Raw genomic sequence first — 24,369 nt, 5'->3', positions numbered from 1 at the left:
CATTGATACGAAACGCCGGTCTGCGGCGTTTCGCCTGCTTTCACACCGCATAATCCACCGGCACCGCGGACCCGCTTTTCATCGTCTCCATCGAGATCGAGGCGGACACATCGAAAAGCTCGATACGCCGCACCAGCCGCCGATAAACCACGTCGTAATGCTCGACCCGTGGCAGGACGATCTTCAAGATATAATCATGGTGGCCGGTCAGGCGATGTGCCTCGACGATTTCGGCGATATCGGTAATCGCCCGGCGAAACTCCTCCGTCCATTCATCGGTATGATGCGCGGTTTTGACCAGCGCGTAGACAGTGGTCGGCACACCCACCTTGTCGCGATTGAGCACGGCGATCCGTCGCTCGATATAGCCCCCCTCTTCCAGTTTCAGGATACGGCGCGAACAGGCCGAAACCGATAGGGCAACCTTGTCCGCCAGATCACTCACCGCAATGGCTGCATCTCGCTGCAGCAGATCCAGAATCTTCCTGTCTCTTTCGTCAATCACGCCTTAATCCTCCGCCTTCCAGGATGAATACGCAAATCATACGCGCATTTTACATTTTTCTCGCAATTTTTGTGCGGAACTTATGGTGATTTTCGAGAAGTTTGCAAATCAACCGCTTCAATCCACTGGCATAGTTTTGTTCATCACCACCAAAGACACTAGGGGAACACGACAATGCGGATGATCGGCTTGATTGGCGGAATGAGCTTTGAAAGCTCGGCGGTTTACTATCGGCTCATCAATGAGGCAGTTCGCCATCAGTTGGGCGGTTTGGCATCGGCTGAAATCGTCATGCGGTCGGTCGATTTTTCGCAGATCGTTGGCTATCAAAAGGCAGGCCGTTGGGATCTGGCGGAAAAGGTGCTGGGCGATGCCGCTGCCGCCCTGGAGCGCGCCGGTGCCGAATGCGTGCTGATCTGCACCAACACCATGCATCTGATTGCCGATGCCGTGGCAGCCCGTGTTTCCGTGCCGCTTATCCATATTGTCGATGCAACGGCCCAGGCCATCAAAGACGCCGGCTTCAAGCGGCCCCTGCTGCTCGCCACCCGCTACACGATGGAGCATGGCTTTTATACCGATCGCATGCGCGCCCTCGGCCTGCTGCCCATGGTGCCAGACGCAGCGGATCGCGGCATCGTCCATGATGTGATTTTCGATGAACTCTGCGCGGGCCGCGTCGAAGCACAGTCGCGGGCTGCCTATCTGGCGATCATTGAAAAGGCCAAGGCAGACGGCGCCGATTGCGTCATCCTTGGCTGCACCGAGATTTGCCTTCTGCTCGATCCCAAAAATCTTTGCCTGCCGGGCTTTGATTCCACCGCCATTCACTGTGCGTCTGCGGTAGAGTTTTCCCTGATTCCGCAAGAAGTTAAAAAGATCGCCTGAACGCATTGACTGCGGTTTGTTGATCGCAGTCAATTTTTTACTTGATTTGGAAACGATCATTTCCTATTGTAAAGCCATGATGAACCAGCCAACAAAATCCGGCAGGCCAGCGGGCCGCCCTCGGGAATTCGACACGGACGTGGCGCTGGACGCAGCGCTGGTGGTGTTTTCCGAGCGGGGCTACCAAGCCGCCTCGATCAGTGAACTTGCCGAAGCCATGGGGTTAACGGCTGGCAGTATCTACAAGGCATTCGGCGACAAGCGCGGTGTGTTTCTGGCCGCCTTTGATCGCTACTGGTCGGTGCGCCATGCGATGATCCTGAAGCGCATGGCACCGCTTAAGACCGGGCGGGAAAAGCTGTTTGCCCTTTTGCAGCATTACGCCGAACACGCCCATGGTGCGGCAGGCCGGCGCGGCTGCCTCGTAGTCGGCGGCGCCAACGATCTGTCACTGCTGGATGCGGAAGCCTCCGCCCGCGTGGGACAGGCCTTTACCGCCAACCAGCAGCGCCTGAAGGACCAGATTGTCATCGGACAGGCCGATGGCTCGATCCGGGCCGATCTCAATGCCGATGTCATCTCCAGCACCCTGCTCTGCCTGACGATGGGCATGCGCGTGGTTGGCAAGACAGGCCGGACAGAAGAAGAGATGCAGGCCGTGGCGCAAGCGGCGCTGCGGCTTTTGGACTGAGCCGTATCTCATCCCTTACAGCGGCGTGCAGCAGCATGGTGCAGTGAGGTTCGCCATAACACTGCCTATTCGCTGAACCATTCAACAGTCGCCACTCACAACAGTACCATGGCATCCTCCCAAGACCATGGCGCCCCAAGCCGAGAAGCAACCACCATGACCCTTTCCAGCCCGCTCTTGCGGCACGATTCCGAACACGCCCTGTCGCCAGCCCTGACCTTTATCTTCGCCCTGGCCTGCGGGCTTATCGCCGCCAATCTCTATTACGGCCAGCCGCTGGCCGGACCGATCAGTGCGGATTTGGGGTTCTCACCCCAGGCGACCGGCCTGATCGTCACCCTTACCCAGCTCGGTTACTGTCTCGGCCTGCTGCTGCTGGTGCCGCTGGGTGATCTGATCGAAAACCGCAAGCTGGTGCTCATCCTGATTGGTCTTGCCGCGCTGGCCCTGCTGGGCGGCGCGCTTTCCACCACACCGGGCCTTTTCCTGCTGGCCTGCCTTGGCATTGGGCTTGCCTCCGCAGCCGCCCAGGTTCTGGTGCCGTTTGCCGCCAGCATGGCGCCGGATGCCTCACGCGGGCGGGTTGTCGGCAATGTCATGAGCGGGCTGCTCTGCGGCATCATGCTGGCCCGGCCCATTGCCAGCTTCATCGCCGAGGCCTCGTCCTGGCATGTCATCTACGTCCTTTCGGCGGTTGCCATGATCGGACTGATGGTTGTGCTCGGCATGACCCTGCCCCGCCGCCAACCCCATGCGCAGATCGGCTACGGCGCCCTTTTGTCCTCCATGGCCCATATGGCGCTGACCAACCGCGTACTCCAGCGCCGGGCGCTGTATCAGGCCGGTATGTTTGGTGCCTTCAGCCTGTTCTGGACCACGACGCCGCTGCTGCTGTCAGGCCCGCATTTTGGCCTGAGCCAAAATGGTATCGCGCTGTTTGCACTCGCCGGGGCATCTGGCGCCATTGCCTCCCCCATTGCCGGACGAATGGCTGATCGCGGCCTGACCCGGGAGATTTCAATCGGCGCCATGGTGCTGGGCATCGCTGCGTTCCTACTTGGCCGCTATGCGATTGAAACCTCCCCAATCACCGGCGTGATCTGCCTGACACTTGCGGCAATCACCCTGGATTTCGGCGTGCAGGCCAATCTGATCAGCGGCCAGCGTATCATCTATTCAATGACTGCCGCCCATCGCAGCCGACTGAATGGTCTCTATATGGCGACATTCTTTCTTGGCGGTGCGCTTGGTTCAGCTATCGGCGGCTGGGCCTACGCCACAGGCGGATGGTCACTGACCGCCTGGATCGGCCTCTGCTTTCCCGCCGCATCACTTGTGCTGCTACTGACGGAACGGCGGCAAACGGCAAAAGTATAAAGAGTCTAACGGGAAGCGCCGTGCGGTTTATAACCGCACGGCGCTGTAACGCTTTAAATCGACTGAATGTCTTTAAAACTCACTCCACCCGCCGCCGGATTGGGATGCGACCGAACCCGCCACCTTCGACATCAATTCGCGCGCTGGCGAGGCCGTGGGCCGATGCGCTGACGTCGCCGCGCCAAGCTGGCGTGACGAAGGCCTCATGCCGGTACCGCCCAGTTGGAATTTCTCAATCAACTCGCGTAGACGCGCCGTTTCCTGGGCAAGCGTTGCGCTGGCGGCATTTGTCTCTTCCACCATCGCCGCATTTTGCTGCGTTACCTGGTCCATCTGGTTGACCGCCGCATTGACTTCGGAAAGGCCGGTGGCCTGCTCACGAGCCGAGCTGGTAATGGCCTCCATATGTTCATTGACCGCAACAATATTCTGCTGGATCGTCCGAAGCGCCTCGCCTGTTTCGCTCACCAGTCTTACCCCGGTGCTGACCTCGTTTGAAGAATTGCGGATCAGTTCCTTGATTTCCTTGGCTGCCTGAGCGGATCTTTGCGCCAGTTCGCGAACCTCTTGCGCGACCACGGCAAAGCCCTTGCCTGCTTCACCGGCACGAGCGGCCTCGACACCGGCATTCAGCGCCAGCAGATTGGTCTGGAAGGCGATTTCGTCGATCACCCCAATGATATTGGAAATCTGATTGGACGAATTTTCAATGCGCGACATCGCGCCAACTGCATCTTCAACCACCTTTGAAGAGCGCACCGCATTGTCGCTGGCTGTCGATGCCGAATGACGGGCTTCTTCTGCCCGTTTTGATGCATTCGAGACATTGACGGTAATTTCGTCAAGCGCCGCAGCGGTCTCTTCCAGGGAGGCGGCCTGCTGCTCGGTTCGCTTGGACAGATCTTCTGCGCTCTGGCTGATTTCGCGCGTGCCATTGTCGATCTGGCTGGTTGAATGCGCCACCGCGCCAAGCGTGTTGCGCATCTGCGTCAATGCTTCATTCATCGTGCGGCGCAGTTCTTCAAAATCCGGCGCAAACGGGTTGTCCAGAGTGAAGGTCAGATCACCCTGCGCCAGCCGCGTCAGGGCGCTGCCAATCGCATTGACCGCATTCACTCTTTCGGTCACGTCCGTGGCAAACTTGACGACTTTTGTAACCTTGCCCTTGGCATCAAGGATCGGGTTATAGGCAGCGTTGATAACCACCTTCTTTCCGTTCCTGCCGTAGCGAACAAACTCTGCCGATTGAACTTCTCCGCGGCGCAAGCCAGCCCAGAACTCTTTGTAGTCGGCTGATTTTGCGTATTCGGGGTCAACCAGCATGCTGTGGTGACGACCCTTTATGTCGTCCAGTTTATAATCAATGGATTTGAGGAAGTTTTCGTTGGCGGTAACGATCTCACCTTCCGTGGTAAACTCGATAATGCCTTGAGAACGGCTGATCGCCATCATCTGCCCCTGGTAATCCAGGTTCTGCAATCGCTCCTTGGCATTGGCCCATTCAACAACGAAGCCAGTGGTTTTTCCACTTTCCCGCAAAGGCGTAACGATGAGATCGAACGCCCGGTGGCCAACCCAAATCGTCGCCTTATGCTGCGTTTTGAGCGCCGCCAGCATATTGCGCTGATGGGAAGGATTTTTATGAAAAATATCGATATTGCTGCCAATGAGTTTGTTAAAATCGAAGCGGGGAAGTTCCTTCTTGAGGTCAGATTCGGCCTCCTTAAGCAGTTCCATGACGGATTCGTTCATATAACGAATGTTTAGATCAACATCCGAGATCATAATATTCGCTGTAATCAGTTTCAAAGATTGGGTCTGCATCCGAGCGACACTAGAAGTTCCAAACATTACGTATAGTCCCTTTCCGACGAACTGAGGAAGGCGCGAGAACAGGCTCTGTTCTGTCGAGAGCGTCACGGATACCAACCAAAATGACATTGCCAGCATGAAGTGTAGTGGCAATCTCCCTATAATTTATTAATAAATTAGATAACGCGAAATATATGGAATTTGAAAATTCCGTAGAGATTACACAATAAAAGCAGCGACTTACAGAATATTTTCTTGAGAAGACGCAGGATATTGTGACATTCGACCACAGACCATGGGTGGTTTTTTTAGTCCAACATCAGTCTGGCAGGCGCCAGAAACTAACTTTACCGAGAAGCCAATTCGGCGGGGTCTTGGCACCCATAGCGCCGTGCTCAATATATGGCGCACGGCGCTATAGTTCTTTATATCTGCTGTATAATCGTCTGTTTAAATCCACGCCGATTTAGGAAATTATGCAGGCGTTCAGCCTCAAACATTCTGCCTATCGAACCGAGCGCGGGCCTCGACCACGCGGGCATGATTGTCGATGGCAAATTCCACGAGATATTTGAGTGAAAATACCAGCTGCTCGCCCATCTCCGTCAGACCATATTCAACGCTGGGCGGTTTGGTGGGGAAAACCTGCCGGTGCACATAACCATCGCGTTGCAGGTCCCGCAGGGTCTGGGTCAGCATACGCTGAGAAATGTCCGGCACCAGGCGTCGAAGCTCACCGAAGCGATAGGGTTTCTCGGCAAGCGAACCTAGAATGAGCGTCGACCATTTGTCGCCGACATGGGAAATCACCGAGCGCACCGGGCAATTGTCTTCCGCCCGCTTGCTTTTGCTTACCCCCCTCGTCATTGCCTCCGAGGGAGCCCGCTGCGTGGCATCGTTCATGATGGTACCCTTTCTGTAACCAAAGGTGCTAAAACTGCCTTCTTTACAGCAGTTCCAAAAGGCTGATTATAGTGCTGGTCTCAAATAGAGAGCAACAAGATAATAGGGTATCGAGTTTTACAGGCCGTGCGTTTTATAAAACGCGGAGACAACTCTGTAACACTCTATATCCGCTGGATAATTTTCCCTTCAACCAATTCCGGTTCAGGGAATTATGCAGGAAATGGGATAGAGAAATATGACCAAAATACTGATTACCGGAGCATCCGGAAAGCTTGGAAGACTTGTCATCAACCATTTGCTGGAAAGCCAGCATGTTGTCGCTGCTGATATCGTCGCTGCCAGCCGCAACCCGTCGGGTCTGGCGGATCTTGCCGCAAAAGGCATCGAAACACGTCAGGCCGACTTTACCGATCCGGCATCGCTTGACCAGGCCTTTTCCGGCATTGACCGGCTGCTGATCATTTCCACCGATGCCATCGGTTTGCGCGTCGAGCAGCACAAGGCAGCGGTTGCCGCCGCCGCCAATGCCAAGGTCGGCCGGATTTTCTACACATCCATGCCAAATCCGGAGACATCCAAGATCCTGTTTGCTCCCGAACATGCGCAAACCGAACAGGCCATCAAGGCTTCCGGCCTTGCCTATACGATTTTGCGCAACAACTGGTACATGGAAAATCTGTTCATGACGCTGCCATCGGCGCTGGCCAGCGGCCAGTGGCACACATCCGCCGGAGAGGGCAAGACCGCCTATATCGCCCGAGAAGACATTGCCCGCGCCATTGCCAGCGCCCTGGCCAAGCCAGTGGCCGAAAACATCGTCTATACGCTCAGCGGCAGCCGCGCCTATAGCAACAGAGAGATTGCCGCCCTGGCCGAAAAAGCCACGGGCAAGCCGCTTGCCGTGGTCGACATCACCGACCAGCAGTTGGAAGACGGCATGGTCGCTGCCGGCATTCCCAAACCCGTAGCGCCGGTGTTCGCTTCAATCGATACGGCCATCCGCGCCGGTGACCTGGATGTGATAACCGATGATGCGCAAAGCTTGTCGGGCCATCCATTGCTGTCGCTAGAGGCCTTCATCGAAGCAAACAAGGCCTCCCTCATCGGCTGATCGATCGATATCGATCAACTGAGACAGGCTCTCGTCACCTCAGAATGACGCCAAGCAATCTCTGCTCAGCATGGCGTCATTTTGAAATATGTAGATCTGGCTAACTGGCAAGTGGACTTCAGGTCAGCTCGCCGCAGGCCCGGCGAAAACGCCGAACGGTTTCGGCCATGCCGAATTCCAGCGCGTCCGCCGTCAGCGCGTGACCGATAGACACCTCGGCCAGGAAGGGAATCCGCTCCGCCAGCGCCGGAAGATTGGCGACCGTCAGATCATGGCCGCCATTAACGCCCAGGCCCAACGCATGCGCGGCATCCGCCGTAGCACCCAGAAGCGCAAGTTCACGGGCCGCTTTTTCCGGCGCATCGTAGCAGCTGCCATATGGCCCGGTGTAAAGCTCGATCCGGTCGGCGCCGGTCGCCTTAGCCGTGGCAACCGCCTGCGCATTCCCATCGCCATCGGCAAACAGGGAAACCCGCATGCCTGCCGCCTTCAATCGCGCAACGACATCTGTCAAAAACACTTGATGCGCGGCGAAATCCCAGCCATGATCAGAGGTAGCCTGAGACGGGTCATCCGGGACCAACGTCACCTGCTCCGGCTGTGCCTCTTCGCAAAGCTGTAGAAAATCTTCGCTGGGATAACCCTCGATATTGAACTCGGCCTTTGGAAACTCGTCATCGATCAACGCCCGCAGCAGCGGCAGGTCGCTGAACCGGACATGCCGCTGGTCGGGCCGGGGATGAACAGTCAGGCCTTGAGCGCCCGCCTGAAGCGCCAGGCGACCGAAATGCCGGACATCCGGCCAGGGAAGATCGCGCCGGTTACGCAGCATGGCGATGGCATTCAGATTGACGGATAATTTTGCTGGCATTGGCGAAACCCGTTTTCTTGCTGCGGCGCTCAAAGTCCGCACCCAGACGGTCATCGCCGTCCATCCACTTCTGTAAAACCTTGACGCTGAAAAGACCAACGAGATTATGCAATAAATCGATGGAAATTGATGATCGGTCGCCAGAAATTGTCGGACAGAATGGGGACTTGCTTTGCTGACGCCTGTTTTGGGCCAACCGAACCGTAAATCCATCCAGGGCGAACAGCACTGGCAAGCGTGAAAGCGTGTTCGAATCTTTATGTCCGAAAAATTACGTCGAAGAAACCATCCGAAGCCCTAAAAACCATGGGTTTGAATTTTAGTAAAACTGATGATATCTTTGCAAACAAGAGTTTAGATCGAGTATCTTTAGATCGGACATCATCACGTTTTGGAAATTCTTCGGCGGGGGCTTCAAGTATTTCCAGGTTTCGAGCATCAGGCAACCACCTCTCCAGGGTAGCATCACAGAACACTGCAACCATTGGATAGATCAACCGCGAACGATATTGGAACGAATTGAAAATATTTCCCGATATTATCGGGACAAGGGGGACTTATCGCATGGCAGGCCAACCCGAATTTCTTGACGTTACAGAATCCATCACTCCCATCCTGAAAGCAGGTCTTGCCATGATGCCGGATCTGCCTTTGCCCGAAGATCTACCACCGGAGCCGGTGGCAATTTCCGAAATGGCCAATCTGTTTGGCGTCACCCACAGAACCCTGCATTTCTATGAGGAAAAGAATCTCCTCTCATCAAGTCGCATGGGGTTGATGCGGGTCTATTACCATCGTGACATTATCCGCATGGCGCTGATCAACACCTGCCGGGAGATCGGCATGCCGATAGCCGCCATTCAGGATCTGTTTGCCGAACTGAGCGGCACAATCACTCAGGCACAAGCCAATGAGCTTCTCAACACAGCGCTGGAGGCCCGGAAACGAGAATTGATTGCATCGCAATCGATGATGTTTCGCCAGATCGAGCAGATCAACAACCTTCTCACCCGCGAAGAAGATCAGGGCGAAACAGAAATGCCAATATTGCGCCATGGCATAGATCTGACCGAACTGGAGCATCATTGCCTGTCGCTGATGGCGGAAGGCTATACCCAGGTGCGGGTGGCACGAACCATGCAAATGACTTTCGAAGCCGTGATTGCGCTGGAAGCCAGCATCATGCGCAAGGTCCAGGCGACAAATCGATTCCAGGCGGTAGCAAAAGCGGTTCTGCTGGGCATCGTCGCCAATTAGCAAAGCCGACCAGTCCCCTTACCGCCCCCCCATTACCGGACTATGGTCAGCGTCTCTGCCGCACGGGTCACGGCGGTGTAGAGCCAGCGCTCGCGCGTATCACGAAACGCCCAGCTTTCATCAAACAGCACGACATTATTCCACTGCGAGCCCTGGGCCTTATGCACCGTCAGCGCATAGCCATAATCAAACTCGTCATAGCGCTTGCGCGTCGTCCAGGGAATTTCAGTCTCGACGTCTTCGAAGGCCGCTTTCAGCAGCTTGATCTTGGCAGCACCGCGATCCATGTCGTCATCTTCCGGCTTGATCAGCAGGTTCATACCCGGTTTCACCGTCTCCCGCGACGAGGTCATCACCTGCCAGAGCGAGCCGTTCAGCAGACCCTTGACCTGATCATTGCGCAGGCATACCAGTTTGTCGCCGGATTGCGGGTAATCGGCGGTAAAGCCCTTCAATTCGCGCAGCCGCTTGTTGTAGCGTCGCCGGGTCTTGTTGGTGCCGACCAGAACCTGATCGCAATTCAGCACCAGATCCTGCGTTACCTCATTCTTGGAAATCACCCGCGCTGTGCTGCCGTAATCACCATGCATGATTTCCTTGCCTTCGCGGATCTGCATGGCAAGCTGGATGATCGGATTGTCTCGCGCCTGGCGATGAATATCCGTCAGCAGGTAGTCCGGCGCCTGTTCGGTAAAAAAACCACCGCCCGTCACCGGCGGCAACTGGCCGGGATCGCCAAGAACCAGAATCGGCGTGCCAAAGCTCATCAGGTCGCGGCCAAGCTGCTCATCGACCATTGAGCACTCGTCGATGACGATCAGGGCGGCCTTGGCCACCGGGCTTTGCCGGTTGACGGAAAACATAGGCGTCATCGAGGTCTTGCCGGTTTCCTCGTCCGACACTTCCTCTTCGCCACGCGGACGGTAGATCAGCGAATGAATGGTGCGCGCCGTGGTCGCACCGCGCGAACGCAACACTTGCGCCGCCTTGCCGGTAAAGGCCGCAAACAATACATCGCCATCGACATTCTCGGCAAAGTGCCGGGCAAGCGTGGTCTTGCCGGTTCCGGCATAGCCGAACAGACGGAAAACCGGGGTTTTCCCCTCCTTCAGCCATTTGGCAACGGCCTTGAGAGCTTCATCTTGTTGAGGTGCAAATTCCATAGTGAGGAAATGCGCGGATTCGCAGACGAAATGCAAGAAGAGAATAGGCACCCCCGTGGCAGGTGTCCTGCGCCCTTCGCAGGCGCAGGACAGTTTGCTTGAAGAACGCCTACGACATCAGCCAGCACGGAACGGACGCGGATAATTCCAATAGTGAGCGTTGGATGCTATGAATAACTGTACCACATTCGCTCTACCGCCTGTGCTGAGCGGATAAGCCGTCTCTTCATAGTCGAACAATGACCATCCCAGGCGCATATTATCGGGTGCCAAGGTGGCATCCCCCAAAAAGTTTAGCACGTCCTGCATTATGTAAATGCCCGTGACGCCGAAATACGTTGCACTGGCATAGTTCAACAACAGGCGTCTTCTATTATTATCAACGACCGGAGGATTGATATTGGGGAGTGCAGCGGTCCAGACTCGAAACTTCTCTTCTGTTGCACCGAAAGTCGGCAACCCCTTGAATTGATCCTGAACATAGAGTTCGAAATCCCGCCCAGTCGTAGGCTCACAAAGCTGCCCGGCTGTATTATCGACCCAACTGATCGGCGCACCAAACCGCAGTTCATCATTGATACGGTTCAGCAAATACATGAGGCCTCTTGTCTCCTCGAGTGTTGGCATCGCCTCCTGTGCAAGAACGGGGTATTGATGAAGCAGTGCTGCCAAAGCATTGAGTGCGGCAGGTTGCTGCGCGGGTGATACGGTGTTCCACGCATCAACTTTCAGCGATATAGCTAAAAACTCTGTTGGGTTCTGGGCCAAAAATGCATGGAACTCATCAAGAGCGGACGGCAGTGTTTGAAACTCATTAAAGCCGCGGCTGCTGCCAATCGCGCCGTGGCATGTCACGAATGTAAAGGCACCGTTCGACTCATGCACGCTGATGCGGATATCAAACAGCCGAACACCGCTCGTCATCTGCGCGGTTAAAGTGGTATAATGGCAAGCATAAACAATGACAGTGGGGCGAGGATACAGCGGTAAAATATTCGAATTGATCGCAGCACTGTCATGCGTTCCAGGCAGGTTGATCTGGTCCAGAAAAAGATTGTCAGGAAGCCCACCCAGCCAGTTTGGTTGATCGGGGGAATCCTGGGCCACGACAAGCTGACCTACGAACAGAAAATGAGAGACCAGCAGGCTACCCAGGTTGAAAACCTGCACCAATTGATTGGTTGCATCAAAAACAGGAACATAAGCAAGGTTCAAAGAATGAGGTTGAGCGGCAAGAGAGGGGCTGCCAATCCACCATAAATCATCTCCATTCGTATCCCCTTGACCGACCCAGATATCGAGATCAAAGTTTTCAACACCAACAGCGAGTTGAATAGTGAGCTGAAACGCGAATTTCAGCGTTTGGGGAAGTGGTCCTACGGTCGATACATCGCCAATAATATGGCCCGACCCACCAGTGTTTTGTTTGAACAGGTTGACCACGTGATCGTCGGCGGGATCGACGATCCCATCGTCGTCGACCGTCACGGTCCAGACATCATTAGTGTGGCCGATCTGCGGAACCACCGCATTTGTGACGCCATTGACCGTGTTAAACGAGCCGGGCGTATAGGTAATTGTCCGGATAGCCGGGCATGTAAAATAAAGGCTGCTCATCTTCTAAATCCTGTAGAAATGGAAATTGCCTGCCCATTGGCAACAGCGTACCCACCAGCCACACCACAGGTGGCGGCGACAGCAACTGGGAACCAGCGGCATTAGCAAGTTGAGGGAGGGAAGCTCTATCGGCTTTTCAGCGCGGTGCTGAGCGAAACGCAAACACCGGGCACAGAAGCTTTAGAGCCAGGGCGTTAACTGGAAGAGATCGCCATCACGATTTGTGACCTGCAAGACCTGCACCACCGCTTCTGCCTGGTTCACAAATGGGAGCAAGATCGTGGCATTGGCATTGGCAAGAGGAAGACCTCCGAGCCACCAGACCGGTCCGAACTTATTGGCACCCTGCCCGACAAAAAGGCTGACATCCCTTTTGTCATCGTTTAAATTTACCGTCAGATCAATCTTGGCATAAAAATTCAGTGTATCGGGCGTCAGTTTATCGCCATCGATGGTGCACATGCGGTCCGCGCCGCCACAAAGATTGGTGAATTCAATTGCCAATTGCGGATCTAACCGGCCATCACAATCAAAAGTAATCATCCAGACATTTTCTGCACGGTCCACCGCTGGCGTGAGGAAGGGCTGGCTGGCCGCGACCGTAAATGACCCATCAATGTAGGAAAGCTTATCGATCAAATTGCTCTCGAACGCCAAGAGGCTTTTATGATACGATATTTTATCGGACGACGGCGTCGCCGAAAGAGCACTCTGGCTCGTGCGGTTTTGTGAATTTTGCATGGAACTCTCGCGTTAATGATTGATAACCGCGACGCCCCACCTGCGCGCTGTGCAATAACAAATTGTGCCAGACCCTAGACGATCAAAGCAACACCTTGCGCACAATCACTGTATACAACAAACAGAATAAACAATCAATAGTTGCCATTCGAAAAGAACACACCCAAGGAAAATATTGATATTTCAGAACGGGCACCCCACAGAAGAGTCCTGCGACCGGCATAAAGCCTTATCGCAACAGAGGCCAAAGGCTCAAAGCCAAGAACACGGCCATCATCATATTGAACCATTTCAGCCGTAGCAGATCCTCCAGGCAATCCATAACAGCTAGAGCATCGGACCGAAAAGTGGGAACCGGTTTTCGGATAAATCCGATACGTAAACAGAAACTTAGAGCATCGTGCTGATTCCAATTTTCTGTATAATGCTCTAAAGACACCGTCAATTTTCATCCCGTGGCAAAATACCGGCTTTGCTGCAAGCGATGCGGTCAGCCCTGCTGCATAATTTCCTCTTTAAATCGGGAACAGATTTTCCTCAAAAGATAAACGACAACAAGAACACACCAGCCGTTTCCAACTTGCCCGTTCCCACCACGCTGCTATCCTGACCAATCAATTTGGGAGCAAGAGCATGAACAATTCCCTTCCCACGATTTCCCTGCCTTCCGGCCAGATCGTGCCAGCTCTTGGCCTAGGCACCTGGATGATGGGTGAGAATGCGGCCGCGGAAAAAGACGAAATCGCCGCCGTGAATCATGCCCTCGATCTCGGCATGACAGTGATTGACACCGCTGAAAAATATGGAGATGGCAGTACTGAACAGATTATCGGGCGAGCCTTGAAAACACGGCGCAACGAAACCTACCTGGTCTCGAAAGTCGCGCCATGGAACGCCAGCCGAGAGGGCACGATGAGCGCTTGCGAAGGGAGCCTCAAACGGCTCGGCACCGACTGCCTCGATCTCTACCTGCTGCACTGGCGCGGCGAACACCCGTTAACAGACACGGTCGATGCGTTTGAGACATTGAAACGTCAGGGCAAGATCAAAGCCTGGGGCGTCTCGAATTTCGATGTCGCCGACATGGAGGAACTGTTTGCCGTGGAGAACGGCGCAAACTGCCAAGCCAACCAGATCCTCTACAATCTGAGCCGCCGTGGCGTGGAATACGATCTTCTTCCTTGGTGTCAGGAACGCGGCCTTGCCATTATGGCGTATTCGCCGATTGAGCAGGGGCGGCTCCTCAAGCACCCAGAACTGATCCATGTGGCAAAGGCCAATCAGGCAACGCCTGCGCAAGTGGCGCTTGCTTTCCTGCTTGAGCGCGACAACGTGTTGCCGATCCCGAAGACTACAGCCACAACCCGCATCGAAGAAAACCGTGGATCGGTCGATCTAGAACTAACGGAAGACGATCTGGCGCGGCTCGATGCTGCATTTCCACCACCGCAACGAAAGCAGCCGTTGGAAATGCTGTGATCGAAACAACTATACGCATCAACCCTTCAAACAGGCCTGCAGGCTGGCCTGGCTAGCCGCCTCACCATCCGCACCATAGGCATCGTAGCAATCCAGCGCCCATTCACTCGACCCGTCGTCGCCAAGGGCGCTTTGCTCATCATGCGACGGCTCATGCTCAAGGGGAAGACGAGAGGTTTTTGGAAGCTTGACCTCGGAAAATGGAGAATCAATCACTGGTGACGCGCTGGCAAAAGACGCCGAAGGTATTTGGCGTTCAACAAGTCCCTTTGCCGCAAGACCAGCCGGAAGAGACAAGGATGCGATAAGTATTACGACTGTTGCTGCTTTCATGGCAGGCTCCCGTGTTTGGTAAGCCGTTAACGCGCCATTAGCACTTTTGTTCAAATCAGGGCGTAAAGCGAAAATCACAAGCCCGTGTATTGCAGCCTACTTGTCAAGAGGCGTGAACGAACAGCTCTGGGGAAAACAAAGGGCGCATCCGGATTGAAGCCGGATACGCCCTCAAATGGTTCAGCAGGGACAGGGTAGCAATCACATACCCTGCGAGCCGCGGTTCATGGCGGCGATGCCGGTGCGGCAGACTTCGTTCAGCCCCAGCGGCTTCATGATCGACACAAACTGGTCGATCTTCGAGGATTTTCCGGTCAGCTCAAAGATGAAGTGATCGACCGTGGCATCCACCACCTTGGCGTGGAAGGCATCGGCCAGCCGTAGCGTTTCGGCCCGCATTTCGCCAGTGGACACCACCTTGACCAGCGCCACTTCCCGCTCGATTGGCCGCTCCTGGCCAAGCTGGCGGGCGCGCACGGTTAAATCCAGCACCCGGTGGACCGGCACGATCCGTTCCAGTTGCGCCTTGATCTGTTCCAGCACCAGTGGCGTGCCACGGGTGACGATGGTGATGCGCGACAGATGCGCCTCATGCTCGGTTTCCGAGACAGTCAGGCTTTCAATATTGTAGCCACGCCCTGAAAACAGACCGATGACACGGGCGAGAACGCCCGGCTCGTTATCGACCAGCACGGACAGGGTATGACTTTCGACGGCCGCCGTTTCCGGGGAGATAAAATAGGCCGAACCGGTCGGTTGTAGATGTGCGTTCATAACTCTTGGCTCCTCCTGGTGTTAAACGAGCTGACGGCCCTTGGCATCGATGGCAGTTGCCACCGCATCGTCCGTCGCCTCGTCCGGCAACAGCATTTCGTTATGCGCCTTGCCCGATGGGATCATCGGGAAACAATTGGCGAGGTTCGCCACCCGGCAGTCGAAGATCACAGGTTTCTTCACGTTGATCATCTCCAGGATCGCATCATCCAGTTGATCCGGCTTTTCGCAGCGAATGCCGACCGCACCATAGGCTTCCGCTAGTTTGACGAAATCAGGCATGGCTTCGGTGTACGAGTTGGACAGTCGGTTGCCATGCAGCAATTGCTGCCATTGCCGCACCATGCCCATATACTGGTTGTTGAGAATGAAGATCTTCACCGGCGCGTTATATTGCACGGCGCAGGACATTTCCTGGATGCACATCTGGATCGAAGCATCACCGGCAATGTCGATGACCAGGCTTTCCGGATGGGCGATCTGCACGCCGATCGCTGCCGGGAAACCATAGCCCATCGTGCCGAGACCGCCGGACGTCATCCAGTGGTTCGGCTGTTCGAAACCGAAAAACTGGGCGGCCCACATCTGGTGCTGGCCGACTTCCGTGGTGATGTAGGTATCATGGCCAAGGCTCAGCGCCGACAACCTCTCGATGGCGTATTGCGGCATGATCACGTCCCTGGAGGGCGTATAGGAGAAGGACTTGCGCGCCTTCCAACCGTCAACACTGGCCTTCCATTCCGCCGTCTGGGCCGCATCCGGCTTTTTCGCCAGCGCACGCCATTGACGCACCATGTCTTCGAGAACATGGGCGATGTCGCCGGTGATCGGAATATCGACGCGCACCGTCTTGTTGATCGAGGACGGATCGATATCGATATGGATCTTCTTGGAATTGGGCGAAAACGCATTGAGACGACCGGTGATACGATCATCAAACCGTGCGCCGATACAGACCATCACGTCGCAATCATGCATGGCCATATTGGCCTCGTAGGAGCCGTGCATGCCCAGCATGCCCAGCCAGTTCTTGCCCGATGCCGGATAGCTGCCCAGACCCATCAGGGTCGAGGTGATCGGAAAATCGGTGAGGCTCACCAGTTCACGCAGCAGCTTGGAGGCTTCCGGCCCGGAATTGACAACACCACCACCCGAATAGATCACCGGACGCCGGGCGCTGGCCATCAGCTCGACAGCCGCCTGGATCGCCCTGGAGTCACCCTGCATTTTCGGCTGATAGCTGCGCTGGATCGTGTGGTTTTCCGGCGGTGTATAGGTGCCGGTGGCAAATTGCACATCCTTCGGAATATCGACAACGACAGGGCCGGGACGTCCGGTTTTGGCAATACGGAAGGCTTCGTGGATAATGCGGGCCAGATCGTTGACATCCTTGACCAGCCAATTGTGCTTGGTGCAGGGGCGGGTAATGCCAACCGTATCGCATTCCTGGAACGCATCCGAGCCGATCAGCGTGGTCGGCACCTGGCCGGACAGGCAAACCAGCGGAATGCTGTCCATCAAGGCATCCTGCAGCGGCGTAATGGCGTTGGTGACGCCAGGACCTGAGGTGACGAGCATGACCCCGACCTTGCCGGTCGAGCGGGCATACCCTTCAGCAGCATGGCCAGCGCCCTGTTCATGACGCACGAGGATATGCTGGATCTCGTCCTGCTGGAAGATTTCATCATAGATTGGCAGGACTGAGCCGCCCGGATAGCCGAATATATGTTCGACCCCATTATCCTTCAGCGCCCTCAAAACAATTTCTGCGCCGGTCATCCTGTTGTCTGTGCCAGTCATGTCTGCTCCCGCTATTTCCCGAATGCTGCTGTTATCGTGATTTTGGCCATAAAAAAAGGCCCCTGGAAGGAGCCTGTCTGTCGCGCATGGGAGGCTATTGCCTGACGGTCACACCGTCATGCCCATGCGCGTACCCACCACGAGAAGAATGTTAAAATTGATCATGGGCAAAGTGATAGCCAGTCTGACCGCAAGCGTCAACGGCAAAAAGCCTGCAAATGCGGCAGGAGGCGCACATTTTCGAAGCATCTGCGCCGGTGTTGCCGTCAAGATGATATACCGGATCTTAACAGCAGGCGGCTACCATCGCCTGCCGGTTCCTCGCCGGACCCCGGTCCATCACAGATGAGCGCCTTTTGCAAAACCCTGATCTTCCACCTTCAGGCTCCTCCCTTTCCAGCGCATCCGCCGGACAGGATCGCCGTGACCAGATGACACCTGGCAATCGTTTTCTGGGCCGTGTCGTTGCCTGCAATGGCGCACGCGCCACGATTGCCGCCACCGCCCAGGAAGGCGGCACCGACCTGACGTCGCTGTGGTCTGTCGGGCGGCTGATTTCCATTACCGTCGGGGAAAACCGTGTCGTCGCGCTGGTCTATGCCATGCGCACCGAAACTGGCCTGTGGAGCGAAGATAAAGATAACGGCTTCATCGTCGATGTCGAACTGATGGGCGAGGTCAGCCGGGGGCCGGATGGCCGCGAAGTTTTTACCTCAGGCATTACGCAATATCCCTATCTCGGCGCCGTTGCCCACCGCATCCGCGTCGCCGACCTGAAACGGATCTATGATTCAAAAGAAGGCGGCAGCTGCAAGATCGGACGTTTGAGCCAGGACGATTCCATCGACGCCACGATCCATATCCCTTCCATGCTCTCCAAGCATTTCGCCGTGGTCGGCTCCACCGGCGTTGGAAAATCCACCGCCGTGTCCTTGTTGCTGCATAAGGCAATAGCCGCCGACCCCAAGCTGCGGGTATTGATCCTCGATCCCCATAATGAATTTGCCGCAGCCTTTGGCAGCCAGGCCGTGGTGATCGACACCGACACGCTGGACCTGCCCTTCTGGCTGATGCGTCTCGATGAACTGACCGAAGTGCTCTATCGAGGCAGACCCGCCGTCGTCGAAGAACTGGACGTCTTGCGCGATCTGATCCCGGAGGCCAAACGTGCGTTTAAGGGCGCCGAAGCTGGCCTGACGCGCCGCAGCGAGCGAGCTGGCTTTACTGCCGATACACCTGTCCCCTACCGATTGTCGGACCTGCTGGCCGCCATTGACGAGCGGATCGGCAGGCTGGAGGGCCGCGACGAAAAGCCCGCCCTGCGTTCGCTGAAAATGCGGATCATGTCGGCGGTCAACGACCCGCGCTATCGCTTCATGTTCTCCAGCAACACGATCAGCGATACGATCATGGAAACCGTCGCGCATATCTTTCGCGTGCCGGGCCATGGTAAGCCGATTTCCACGTTCCAACTGGCTGGCATCCCATCGGAGATCGTCAATTCCGTTGCGTCGGTCCTCTGCCGCATGGCCTTTGAGCTGGCGCTCTGGTCGAATGGCGCGATCCATATGCTGGTGGTTTGCGAAGAAGCGCATCGTTATGTGCCGGCAGACCCCAGCCTTGGTTTTTTCCCGACCCGGCAGGCCATTGCGCGGATTGCCAAGGAAGGCCGCAAATACGGCGTCTCGCTCGGCATCATCACCCAGCGACCGGGTGAGCTCGACCAAACCATCCTGTCGCAATGCTCCACTGTGTTTGCCATGCGGCTTTCCAACGACAGCGACCAGGCCATCATTCGCAAGGCCTTGCCCGACAGCTCGATCTCCGCCACAAGCTTCATTTCCTCGATTGGCAATGGCGAGGCGATTGCCTTTGGCGAAGCGATTGCCGTGCCGATGCGCATGCGGTTTGACCGGGTGGACCAACGCCACCTCCCCAAAGCCAGCGGCAGCACACTGGCACCCTCCGAAGACATGCCAGATAATATAGATCTCAGCGAAGTCATCTCGCGGATGCGCGCCAGCGCAGAACCGGACATTTCGGGCTTCCAACAGAGCTATCGCGTACCGGAGCCGGAAGCGTACAGGCCGCCCGCGCCCAATCCTGAGCCGACCATCACCACCCCACTCGCCGAACCATTCCGCGCCCCGACCGCCGAGCCTCCAGAAGCACCGCGCCCGATCCTGCCCAGCCCGCCTATCGAGCCCTACCGGCCCGACATGCTGCCCGGCACCGAACTTGGCACCTCACCCGCTGCACCCCGCCCTGAACCCGCCTCCGGCTTTCGCCCTGCCAGCGCCTATGCGGGCCTGCGCAAACCGGATGCCCAAACCCTGTTTGCCGCCGCCCCCTCACCCGCCGTTCCAACACGGCGCGAGCCGGGCATGACGCTAAGGGAAAGTATTTTGAAGAAGCCGTTGGGTGGGGTGAAGGAATAGTAGAAGCTTGCTCCAACTATTCTGCCGATTCATATCGAGTCAGGCGCTGCTTCAATCTCTTAGAGCATCGTACAGAAAATCGGAAACAGAACGATGCTCTTGTGGAACGCTTGGTTCCTAGGGAGAACCGGTCCGGCTGCTACATCACTCTCACCCACCCACATTCCGCTTCGCCGCATCGGCCAGCACGCTCAAATGCCGCTCGATCAGCGTCAGGAAGGCAATCGTGCCGCAGACCAGGGCCGCAACCAGAATGCCGCCCAAGCCACCGATGACAGCACCGGGAATGGAAAGTTCGCCGGTATAATAGATGCCACGCGTGGCACCGGATGCGGCCGCGATGGTGATGATCAGCAGAGCAAACAGGATGTTGAGGGCGGACAGGGTTCTGGCGAGAAAGTGGTTCATGGGAACTCCGTGATCGATTGTTTCGCAACAATGAAATCACGGTTCAACACACCGAACAAGATTCGGATGTGACCGCAGGTCACCTCAGCCTGAACGGCTGGCAGCAGGATCGACCCTCTCCCAACTCTCATCCATCTGATTGCGAAACCAGGTCATCTGGCGCTTGGCATATTGGCGCGTGGCGGCGGAGGCCTTTTCGATGACGTCCGCGCGGCTCATTTCACCTCGCAGCATGGCGGCGATCTGGGAGACGCCGATGGCCTTCATGGCGGGCATGTCCGGGGAAATGTTCTGCGCCAGCAGTGCCTCTACCTCTTCCACCGCGCCCTCATCCATCATCATTGCAAAGCGGCGGTTGATGCGGTCGTGCAGCAGTTTGCGATCCGGCAGCACAACCAGTTTCTTCGCCCGGCTCGGATCAACGATCATTGGCCCGGAGCGGGTTTGAAAGACGGAAATCGACTGGCCAGTGACCTCAAGCACCTCCAGCGCCCGGATGATCCGCTGGCCGTCGCGCGGGTCGAGCCTTCCCGCAACGGCAGGATCACGCAGAGTCAGGTCGCTATGCAGACTTTCCGCTCCTTCCAATTTTTCACGCTGGCGCAGGGCCGCACGCAAGGCCTCGGGTATGACAGGCATGTCGGACAGGCCACCGGTCAGCGCCTTGAAATACAGCCCCGTGCCGCCAATGATGACCGGCAACCGGTTTTGCGCCCGCAGATCTTGCAGCAACACAGTCACGTCGCGCAGCCAGTCGCCGGTCGAATAGGCAGCACCCGCCGCAACATGGCCGTAGAGGCGATGCGGCACGCCCTGCATATCCTCTTCGCTTGGGCGTGCAGTCACCACACGCAGCGTGTCATAGACCTGCATGCTGTCGGCATTGATCACCACACCACCCACCTCAGCCGCAAGCCTCAGCGCCAACGCGGACTTGCCGCTGGCGGTCGGTCCGGTTATCAGGATGGCATCAAAATTGTCATCAAGGTTGTTCATCATGGCTTTCGTTGCCACGCTTATTGCCAATCCGTCAAATCCTGTTCTGACCCCAGCCCTTGCCGAGCAAGCCGCAGCCTCGGTTTCAGCCTCTGGCCTCTATTGGCTGGCGGATGGTGTAGCCTGCGATATCGCGCTGAAGGATGGCAGCGATCTTGACGTTACGGAACAGACTTTACGCAAGGTGATAGAAGGTCAACCCATTGATCTCGCCATTCAACAGGCCGACACACGCCGCAAGGCCTTCCTGATTGCCGATATGGATTCGACCATGATCGGCCAGGAATGCATTGATGAACTGGCCGCCGAAGTCGGTTTGAAAGACCAGGTCTCGCAGATCACCGCCCGCGCCATGAATGGCGAAATCGCCTTCGAACCGGCGCTGCGCGAGCGTGTCGCTCTCCTGAAAGGCCTGCCCATCACCGTCGTGGACGAAGTGATCGCCAAGCGGATCACACTCACCCCCGGCGGGCTGGAACTGATCGCCACCATGAAGGCCAAGGGCTATTATACCGCGCTGGTCTCCGGCGGGTTTACCGTCTTCACCTCGAAAATTGCAGCCACCCTGGGCTTTGACGAAAATCGCGCCAATATCCTGCTGGAACAGGATGGCCTGCTGACCGGCGAAGTGGCTGAACCAATCCTCGGCAAGCAAGCCAAGGTGGATGCGTTGCAGGACATTGTCAGTCGTCTCGGGATTTCACCAGAAGATGCGATAGCCGTCGGCGACGGCGCCAATGATCTTGGCATGCTCGGTGTCGCCGGCTCGGGCGTAGCGCTGCATGCCAAGCCCACAGTCGCGGCTCAGGCGAAAATTCGCATTGACCATGGTGATTTGACGGCATTGCTTTATCTTCAGGGCTACCGCAAGACCGATTTCATGACTCCATGAGTTGAGCCGATGATTATTCTCGAAACCGACCGGCTGCTATTGCGCCGATGGAAGGATAGCGACCGCAATCTATTTCGGGAAATCAACGCCGACCCGAAAGTCATGCAGTTCTTCCCCTTTCGCCGCACCTATGAAGAAGCGGACCTGATGATGGACCGCGTCAACAGGCTGATCGATGAGACCGGCCTGTGCTTCTATGCGGTCGAACTGAAGGAAACCGAAGAGCCCATCGGCTTTTGCGGATTGTCGGACGCGATGATGCCGGACATTCTGACGGAAGGCACAATAGAAATCGGATGGCGACTCGCCACCCGCTTCTGGGGCCATGGCTATGCCACGGAAGCGGCACGCGGTCTTCTCGGTTACGGTTTCAAAGCCAAAGGCTTGAACGAAATCGTTTCCTTTGCGGTCGCCACCAACCACCGCTCCACCGCCGTCATGCAGAGGCTCGGCATGATCCGTGACCTGAACGGCGATTTCGACCACCCGCGCGTCCCCGACACCCATCCGCACCTGAAACCACATGTGCTTTACCGGATAACAAAACAGCTTTGGGCGTCCCAACAAATCACTTGAAGCTGCGGATTCAAACTCTGAACCCGCCGCCATAGACCGCTGAATCGACTCTCAAAAATACTCTATTCCAGCGGCACGGCCACGAAACGCAGGTCGCCCTGCGGGGTTGCCACCATCAGGTGAATGGCACGACGACCATCGGATTTCAGCTTGTCGATTTTCTCTGCCAAGGCTTCTGGCGTGGCGACGAATTCCTGCGCCACTTCCACGATCACTTCACCGGTTTTCAAGCCCTTCTGGTCAGCGGCGGAGCCCTGCTGCACATCTGTTATCAGCAAGCCCTCGACGCTCTTGGCAATCGAATTGGCGGCCCGCTTCTCATCGTCCAGCGCCTCGACACTCATGCCAAGCACCATGCCGCTGGCCGCTTCATCCGTGTCCTCGCTGTCGCTGGCCTTCGGATCGGCCTGTTCGCTGTCCTTGGCTTCCGTCGCCTTGTCGTCAGGCAATTGCGCCAGCTTCACTTTCAGTGTTTCCCGCTTGCCGTCACGAAACACCACGACATCGATATCCTGATTGATCGGGCTTTCGGCCACCGTGCGAACCAGATCGCGGCTTTCGGCAATATCCTTGCCGCCGAAGGAAATAATCACGTCTCCGGTTTTAAGCGGCCCCTTGGCCACCGGACCGTCTTCAATAATGCTGCTGACCAGCGCACCTCGGCCCACTTTAAGGCCTGCCGACTTGGCGAGATCATCCGGTACCGGCTGAATGCGCACGCCCAGCCAGCCGCGCCGCGTTTCACCAAAGTCGCGGAGCTGCTTGATGACATTTTCGGCCAGTTCCGACGGCACGGCAAAGCCAATACCGATGGAACCGCCGCTGGGCGAAATGATCGCCGTATTGATGCCGATTACTTCACCACGCATGTTGAACAGTGGGCCGCCGGAATTGCCCTTGTTGATCGCCGCATCGGTCTGAATGAAATTGTCATAGGGTCCGGCATTGATATTTCGGCCCCGGGCCGAAACGATGCCGAGCGTTACCGAACCGCCGAGCCCAAAGGGATTGCCGATCGCCATCACCCAATCGCCGATCCGCATCACTTTCGAATCGCCGAATTTTACCGCTGTCAGCGGTTCCGTCGGTTCAACCTTCAATAGCGAAAGATCGGTCTTGGTGTCGGTGCCGATCAGCTTGGCCTGCAATTTCGAACCGTCGGAGAAAATCACTTCGATGTCATCGGCATTCTCGATGACATGGTTGTTGGTGACGATGTAACCAGCGGGATCGATAACAAAGCCGGAGCCGAGCGAATTGACCTTATGGTTGCTGCCCTTGCCCTCGCGATTCTTGTAGAAATCTTCAAACAGATCCTCAAAGGGCGACCCTTTCGGCACCTGTGGCAGCGGCGCTGCATCGTCATCATCCACATTCTGCGACGTCGCGATGTTGACCACCGCACCGAGAAGTCCCTCGGCGAGATCAGCCACGGGTGCGGGGCCACCCTGCGCGGGTCCAGGCGTTGCGGACGCGCCAGAGGCTGGCGGCGGCGGGGGAACCGGGGCTGCGGTCTTGACCTGGCCGAAGGCAGCCGTGCTCGTGGCCGCAGGCCCAAAGCTGACCATGCCCCCGACAACAAGAGAGGTCAGAAGGCGGGTGGCCGGTCCGCAACACTTGATCATAAGCTTCCTCATCGTGAGTTTCATTCCTGCTCGCATCCGACCGATCATAGGACGCATGGTTACAAACCGAAACCGCCTTGCCGGGTTTGTTCACGCTATCTTGAGTATA

General features: G+C 56.5%; 22 protein-coding genes. 9 read left to right on the top strand and 13 right to left on the bottom strand.

Annotated features, from left to right (window positions below; all coding sequences use genetic code 11):
• Nucleotides 1–40: 40 nt before the first annotated feature.
• Nucleotides 41–505, bottom strand: a complete 465-nt coding sequence (locus IEI95_RS15705; protein WP_070150458.1) for an Lrp/AsnC family transcriptional regulator — start codon at nucleotides 503–505, stop codon at nucleotides 41–43.
• Between the two features lie 174 nt (nucleotides 506–679).
• Between IEI95_RS15705 and IEI95_RS15700 the strand changes: the two genes are divergently transcribed.
• From IEI95_RS15700 to IEI95_RS15690, 3 genes are all read left to right on the top strand, one after another.
• Entirely contained in the window at nucleotides 680–1,393 is a 714-nt protein-coding gene (locus IEI95_RS15700) for an aspartate/glutamate racemase family protein (protein WP_194416696.1), read from the top strand.
• 79 nt (nucleotides 1,394–1,472) lie between these two features.
• Nucleotides 1,473–2,084, top strand: a complete 612-nt coding sequence (locus tag IEI95_RS15695) for a TetR/AcrR family transcriptional regulator (RefSeq protein WP_194416695.1) — start codon at nucleotides 1,473–1,475, stop codon at nucleotides 2,082–2,084.
• 156 nt (nucleotides 2,085–2,240) lie between these two features.
• Nucleotides 2,241–3,461, top strand: coding sequence for an MFS transporter (locus tag IEI95_RS15690; RefSeq protein WP_194416694.1), 1,221 nt, complete (start codon nucleotides 2,241–2,243; stop codon nucleotides 3,459–3,461).
• A gap of 72 nt (nucleotides 3,462–3,533) precedes the next feature.
• Here IEI95_RS15690 and IEI95_RS15685 read toward each other — a convergent pair whose 3' ends face one another.
• Together IEI95_RS15685 and IEI95_RS15680 are read right to left on the bottom strand one after the other, a co-directional pair.
• Entirely contained in the window at nucleotides 3,534–5,312 is a 1,779-nt protein-coding gene (locus tag IEI95_RS15685) for a methyl-accepting chemotaxis protein (protein WP_194416693.1), read from the bottom strand.
• Nucleotides 5,313–5,765: 453 nt separating this feature from the next.
• Complete coding sequence (locus tag IEI95_RS15680; RefSeq protein WP_174082366.1) at nucleotides 5,766–6,140, bottom strand: winged helix-turn-helix transcriptional regulator; 375 nt, start codon at nucleotides 6,138–6,140, stop codon at nucleotides 5,766–5,768.
• Between the two features lie 274 nt (nucleotides 6,141–6,414).
• Here IEI95_RS15680 and IEI95_RS15675 point away from each other — a divergent pair, with 274 nt between their 5' ends.
• Nucleotides 6,415–7,290, top strand: a complete 876-nt coding sequence (locus IEI95_RS15675) for an SDR family oxidoreductase (protein ID WP_194416692.1) — start codon at nucleotides 6,415–6,417, stop codon at nucleotides 7,288–7,290.
• Between the two features lie 118 nt (nucleotides 7,291–7,408).
• Here IEI95_RS15675 and IEI95_RS15670 read toward each other — a convergent pair whose 3' ends face one another.
• A complete protein-coding gene (locus tag IEI95_RS15670) occupies nucleotides 7,409–8,161 on the bottom strand; it encodes a pyridoxine 5'-phosphate synthase (protein WP_156536867.1) in 753 nt (250 codons plus the stop codon).
• A 564-nt stretch (nucleotides 8,162–8,725) separates the two neighbouring features.
• Between IEI95_RS15670 and IEI95_RS15665 the strand changes: the two genes are divergently transcribed.
• Nucleotides 8,726–9,418, top strand: coding sequence for a MerR family transcriptional regulator (locus tag IEI95_RS15665; RefSeq protein WP_156533426.1), 693 nt, complete (start codon nucleotides 8,726–8,728; stop codon nucleotides 9,416–9,418).
• Nucleotides 9,419–9,450: 32 nt separating this feature from the next.
• Here the strand turns inward: IEI95_RS15665 and IEI95_RS15660 are convergent, their stop codons facing one another.
• From IEI95_RS15660 to IEI95_RS15650, 3 genes are all read right to left on the bottom strand, one after another.
• Nucleotides 9,451–10,581 (bottom strand): ATP-dependent DNA helicase, encoded by a 1,131-nt coding sequence (locus IEI95_RS15660; protein ID WP_070150986.1) that lies wholly within the window; start codon nucleotides 10,579–10,581, stop codon nucleotides 9,451–9,453.
• Nucleotides 10,582–10,698: 117 nt separating this feature from the next.
• Entirely contained in the window at nucleotides 10,699–12,198 is a 1,500-nt protein-coding gene (locus tag IEI95_RS15655; protein ID WP_194416691.1) for a PI-PLC domain-containing protein, read from the bottom strand.
• 180 nt (nucleotides 12,199–12,378) lie between these two features.
• Nucleotides 12,379–12,939 carry a hypothetical protein gene (locus IEI95_RS15650; protein WP_194416690.1) on the bottom strand — a complete coding sequence of 187 codons (561 nt, stop codon included), beginning with the start codon at nucleotides 12,937–12,939 and terminating at the stop codon, nucleotides 12,379–12,381.
• A 633-nt stretch (nucleotides 12,940–13,572) separates the two neighbouring features.
• Between IEI95_RS15650 and IEI95_RS15645 the strand changes: the two genes are divergently transcribed.
• Nucleotides 13,573–14,418, top strand: coding sequence for an aldo/keto reductase (locus tag IEI95_RS15645; RefSeq protein ID WP_194416689.1), 846 nt, complete (start codon nucleotides 13,573–13,575; stop codon nucleotides 14,416–14,418).
• An 18-nt stretch (nucleotides 14,419–14,436) separates the two neighbouring features.
• Here IEI95_RS15645 and IEI95_RS15640 read toward each other — a convergent pair whose 3' ends face one another.
• From IEI95_RS15640 to IEI95_RS15630, 3 genes are all read right to left on the bottom strand, one after another.
• The gene (locus IEI95_RS15640) at nucleotides 14,437–14,751 is read right to left on the bottom strand and encodes a hypothetical protein (RefSeq protein WP_015916440.1); all 315 of its coding nucleotides are present in this window, start codon (nucleotides 14,749–14,751) and stop codon (nucleotides 14,437–14,439) included.
• Nucleotides 14,752–14,952: 201 nt separating this feature from the next.
• A complete protein-coding gene (gene ilvN, locus IEI95_RS15635; RefSeq protein WP_015916441.1) occupies nucleotides 14,953–15,525 on the bottom strand; it encodes an acetolactate synthase small subunit in 573 nt (190 codons plus the stop codon).
• 21 nt (nucleotides 15,526–15,546) lie between these two features.
• Complete coding sequence (locus IEI95_RS15630; RefSeq protein ID WP_156536871.1) at nucleotides 15,547–17,325, bottom strand: acetolactate synthase 3 large subunit; 1,779 nt, start codon at nucleotides 17,323–17,325, stop codon at nucleotides 15,547–15,549.
• A gap of 356 nt (nucleotides 17,326–17,681) precedes the next feature.
• Between IEI95_RS15630 and IEI95_RS15625 the strand changes: the two genes are divergently transcribed.
• On the top strand, nucleotides 17,682–19,763 hold the full coding sequence (locus tag IEI95_RS15625) for a helicase HerA domain-containing protein (protein ID WP_420360046.1): 2,082 nt from the start codon (nucleotides 17,682–17,684) through the stop codon (nucleotides 19,761–19,763).
• A gap of 150 nt (nucleotides 19,764–19,913) precedes the next feature.
• Here the strand turns inward: IEI95_RS15625 and IEI95_RS15620 are convergent, their stop codons facing one another.
• On the bottom strand, nucleotides 19,914–20,171 hold the full coding sequence (locus IEI95_RS15620; RefSeq protein WP_087728640.1) for a hypothetical protein: 258 nt from the start codon (nucleotides 20,169–20,171) through the stop codon (nucleotides 19,914–19,916).
• 84 nt (nucleotides 20,172–20,255) lie between these two features.
• Nucleotides 20,256–21,170 carry a tRNA (adenosine(37)-N6)-dimethylallyltransferase MiaA gene (miaA, locus tag IEI95_RS15615; protein WP_156533433.1) on the bottom strand — a complete coding sequence of 305 codons (915 nt, stop codon included), beginning with the start codon at nucleotides 21,168–21,170 and terminating at the stop codon, nucleotides 20,256–20,258.
• Between miaA and serB the strand changes: the two genes are divergently transcribed.
• Together serB and IEI95_RS15605 are read left to right on the top strand one after the other, a co-directional pair.
• Complete coding sequence (serB, locus tag IEI95_RS15610; RefSeq protein WP_156533434.1) at nucleotides 21,169–22,059, top strand: phosphoserine phosphatase SerB; 891 nt, start codon at nucleotides 21,169–21,171, stop codon at nucleotides 22,057–22,059. The two genes, miaA and serB, sit on opposite strands and share 2 nt — an antisense overlap.
• A gap of 9 nt (nucleotides 22,060–22,068) precedes the next feature.
• Nucleotides 22,069–22,635 carry a GNAT family N-acetyltransferase gene (locus IEI95_RS15605; protein ID WP_156533435.1) on the top strand — a complete coding sequence of 189 codons (567 nt, stop codon included), beginning with the start codon at nucleotides 22,069–22,071 and terminating at the stop codon, nucleotides 22,633–22,635.
• Nucleotides 22,636–22,697: 62 nt separating this feature from the next.
• Here the strand turns inward: IEI95_RS15605 and IEI95_RS15600 are convergent, their stop codons facing one another.
• On the bottom strand, nucleotides 22,698–24,203 hold the full coding sequence (locus IEI95_RS15600; protein ID WP_420360052.1) for a Do family serine endopeptidase: 1,506 nt from the start codon (nucleotides 24,201–24,203) through the stop codon (nucleotides 22,698–22,700).
• Between the last annotated feature and the right edge of the window lie 166 nt (nucleotides 24,204–24,369).

It is taken from the genome of Agrobacterium vitis (genome assembly GCF_014926405.1).
Lineage (GTDB): Bacteria > Pseudomonadota > Alphaproteobacteria > Rhizobiales > Rhizobiaceae > Allorhizobium > Allorhizobium vitis_H.
Note: the sequence above shows the minus strand (reverse complement) of the source record. Positions and strands in the feature narration are given on the sequence as shown.

Coding starts and splice junctions, on each gene's coding strand:
- IEI95_RS15700 (WP_194416696.1), top strand. CDS start 680: ATGCGGATGATCGGCTTGATTGGCGGAATGAGCTTTGAAAGCTCGGCG.
- IEI95_RS15695 (WP_194416695.1), top strand. CDS start 1,473: ATGAACCAGCCAACAAAATCCGGCAGGCCAGCGGGCCGCCCTCGGGAA.
- IEI95_RS15690 (WP_194416694.1), top strand. CDS start 2,241: ATGACCCTTTCCAGCCCGCTCTTGCGGCACGATTCCGAACACGCCCTG.
- IEI95_RS15685 (WP_194416693.1), bottom strand. CDS start 5,312: ATGTTTGGAACTTCTAGTGTCGCTCGGATGCAGACCCAATCTTTGAAA.
- IEI95_RS15680 (WP_174082366.1), bottom strand. CDS start 6,140: ATGACGAGGGGGGTAAGCAAAAGCAAGCGGGCGGAAGACAATTGCCCG.
- IEI95_RS15675 (WP_194416692.1), top strand. CDS start 6,415: ATGACCAAAATACTGATTACCGGAGCATCCGGAAAGCTTGGAAGACTT.
- IEI95_RS15670 (WP_156536867.1), bottom strand. CDS start 8,161: ATGCCAGCAAAATTATCCGTCAATCTGAATGCCATCGCCATGCTGCGT.
- IEI95_RS15665 (WP_156533426.1), top strand. CDS start 8,726: ATGGCAGGCCAACCCGAATTTCTTGACGTTACAGAATCCATCACTCCC.
- IEI95_RS15660 (WP_070150986.1), bottom strand. CDS start 10,581: ATGGAATTTGCACCTCAACAAGATGAAGCTCTCAAGGCCGTTGCCAAA.
- IEI95_RS15655 (WP_194416691.1), bottom strand. CDS start 12,198: ATGAGCAGCCTTTATTTTACATGCCCGGCTATCCGGACAATTACCTAT.
- IEI95_RS15650 (WP_194416690.1), bottom strand. CDS start 12,939: ATGCAAAATTCACAAAACCGCACGAGCCAGAGTGCTCTTTCGGCGACG.
- IEI95_RS15645 (WP_194416689.1), top strand. CDS start 13,573: ATGAACAATTCCCTTCCCACGATTTCCCTGCCTTCCGGCCAGATCGTG.
- IEI95_RS15640 (WP_015916440.1), bottom strand. CDS start 14,751: ATGAAAGCAGCAACAGTCGTAATACTTATCGCATCCTTGTCTCTTCCG.
- ilvN (WP_015916441.1), bottom strand. CDS start 15,525: ATGAACGCACATCTACAACCGACCGGTTCGGCCTATTTTATCTCCCCG.
- IEI95_RS15630 (WP_156536871.1), bottom strand. CDS start 17,325: ATGACTGGCACAGACAACAGGATGACCGGCGCAGAAATTGTTTTGAGG.
- IEI95_RS15620 (WP_087728640.1), bottom strand. CDS start 20,171: ATGAACCACTTTCTCGCCAGAACCCTGTCCGCCCTCAACATCCTGTTT.
- serB (WP_156533434.1), top strand. CDS start 21,169: ATGGCTTTCGTTGCCACGCTTATTGCCAATCCGTCAAATCCTGTTCTG.
- miaA (WP_156533433.1), bottom strand. CDS start 21,170: ATGATGAACAACCTTGATGACAATTTTGATGCCATCCTGATAACCGGA.
- IEI95_RS15605 (WP_156533435.1), top strand. CDS start 22,069: ATGATTATTCTCGAAACCGACCGGCTGCTATTGCGCCGATGGAAGGAT.
- IEI95_RS15600 (WP_420360052.1), bottom strand. CDS start 24,203: ATGGTCAGCTTTGGGCCTGCGGCCACGAGCACGGCTGCCTTCGGCCAG.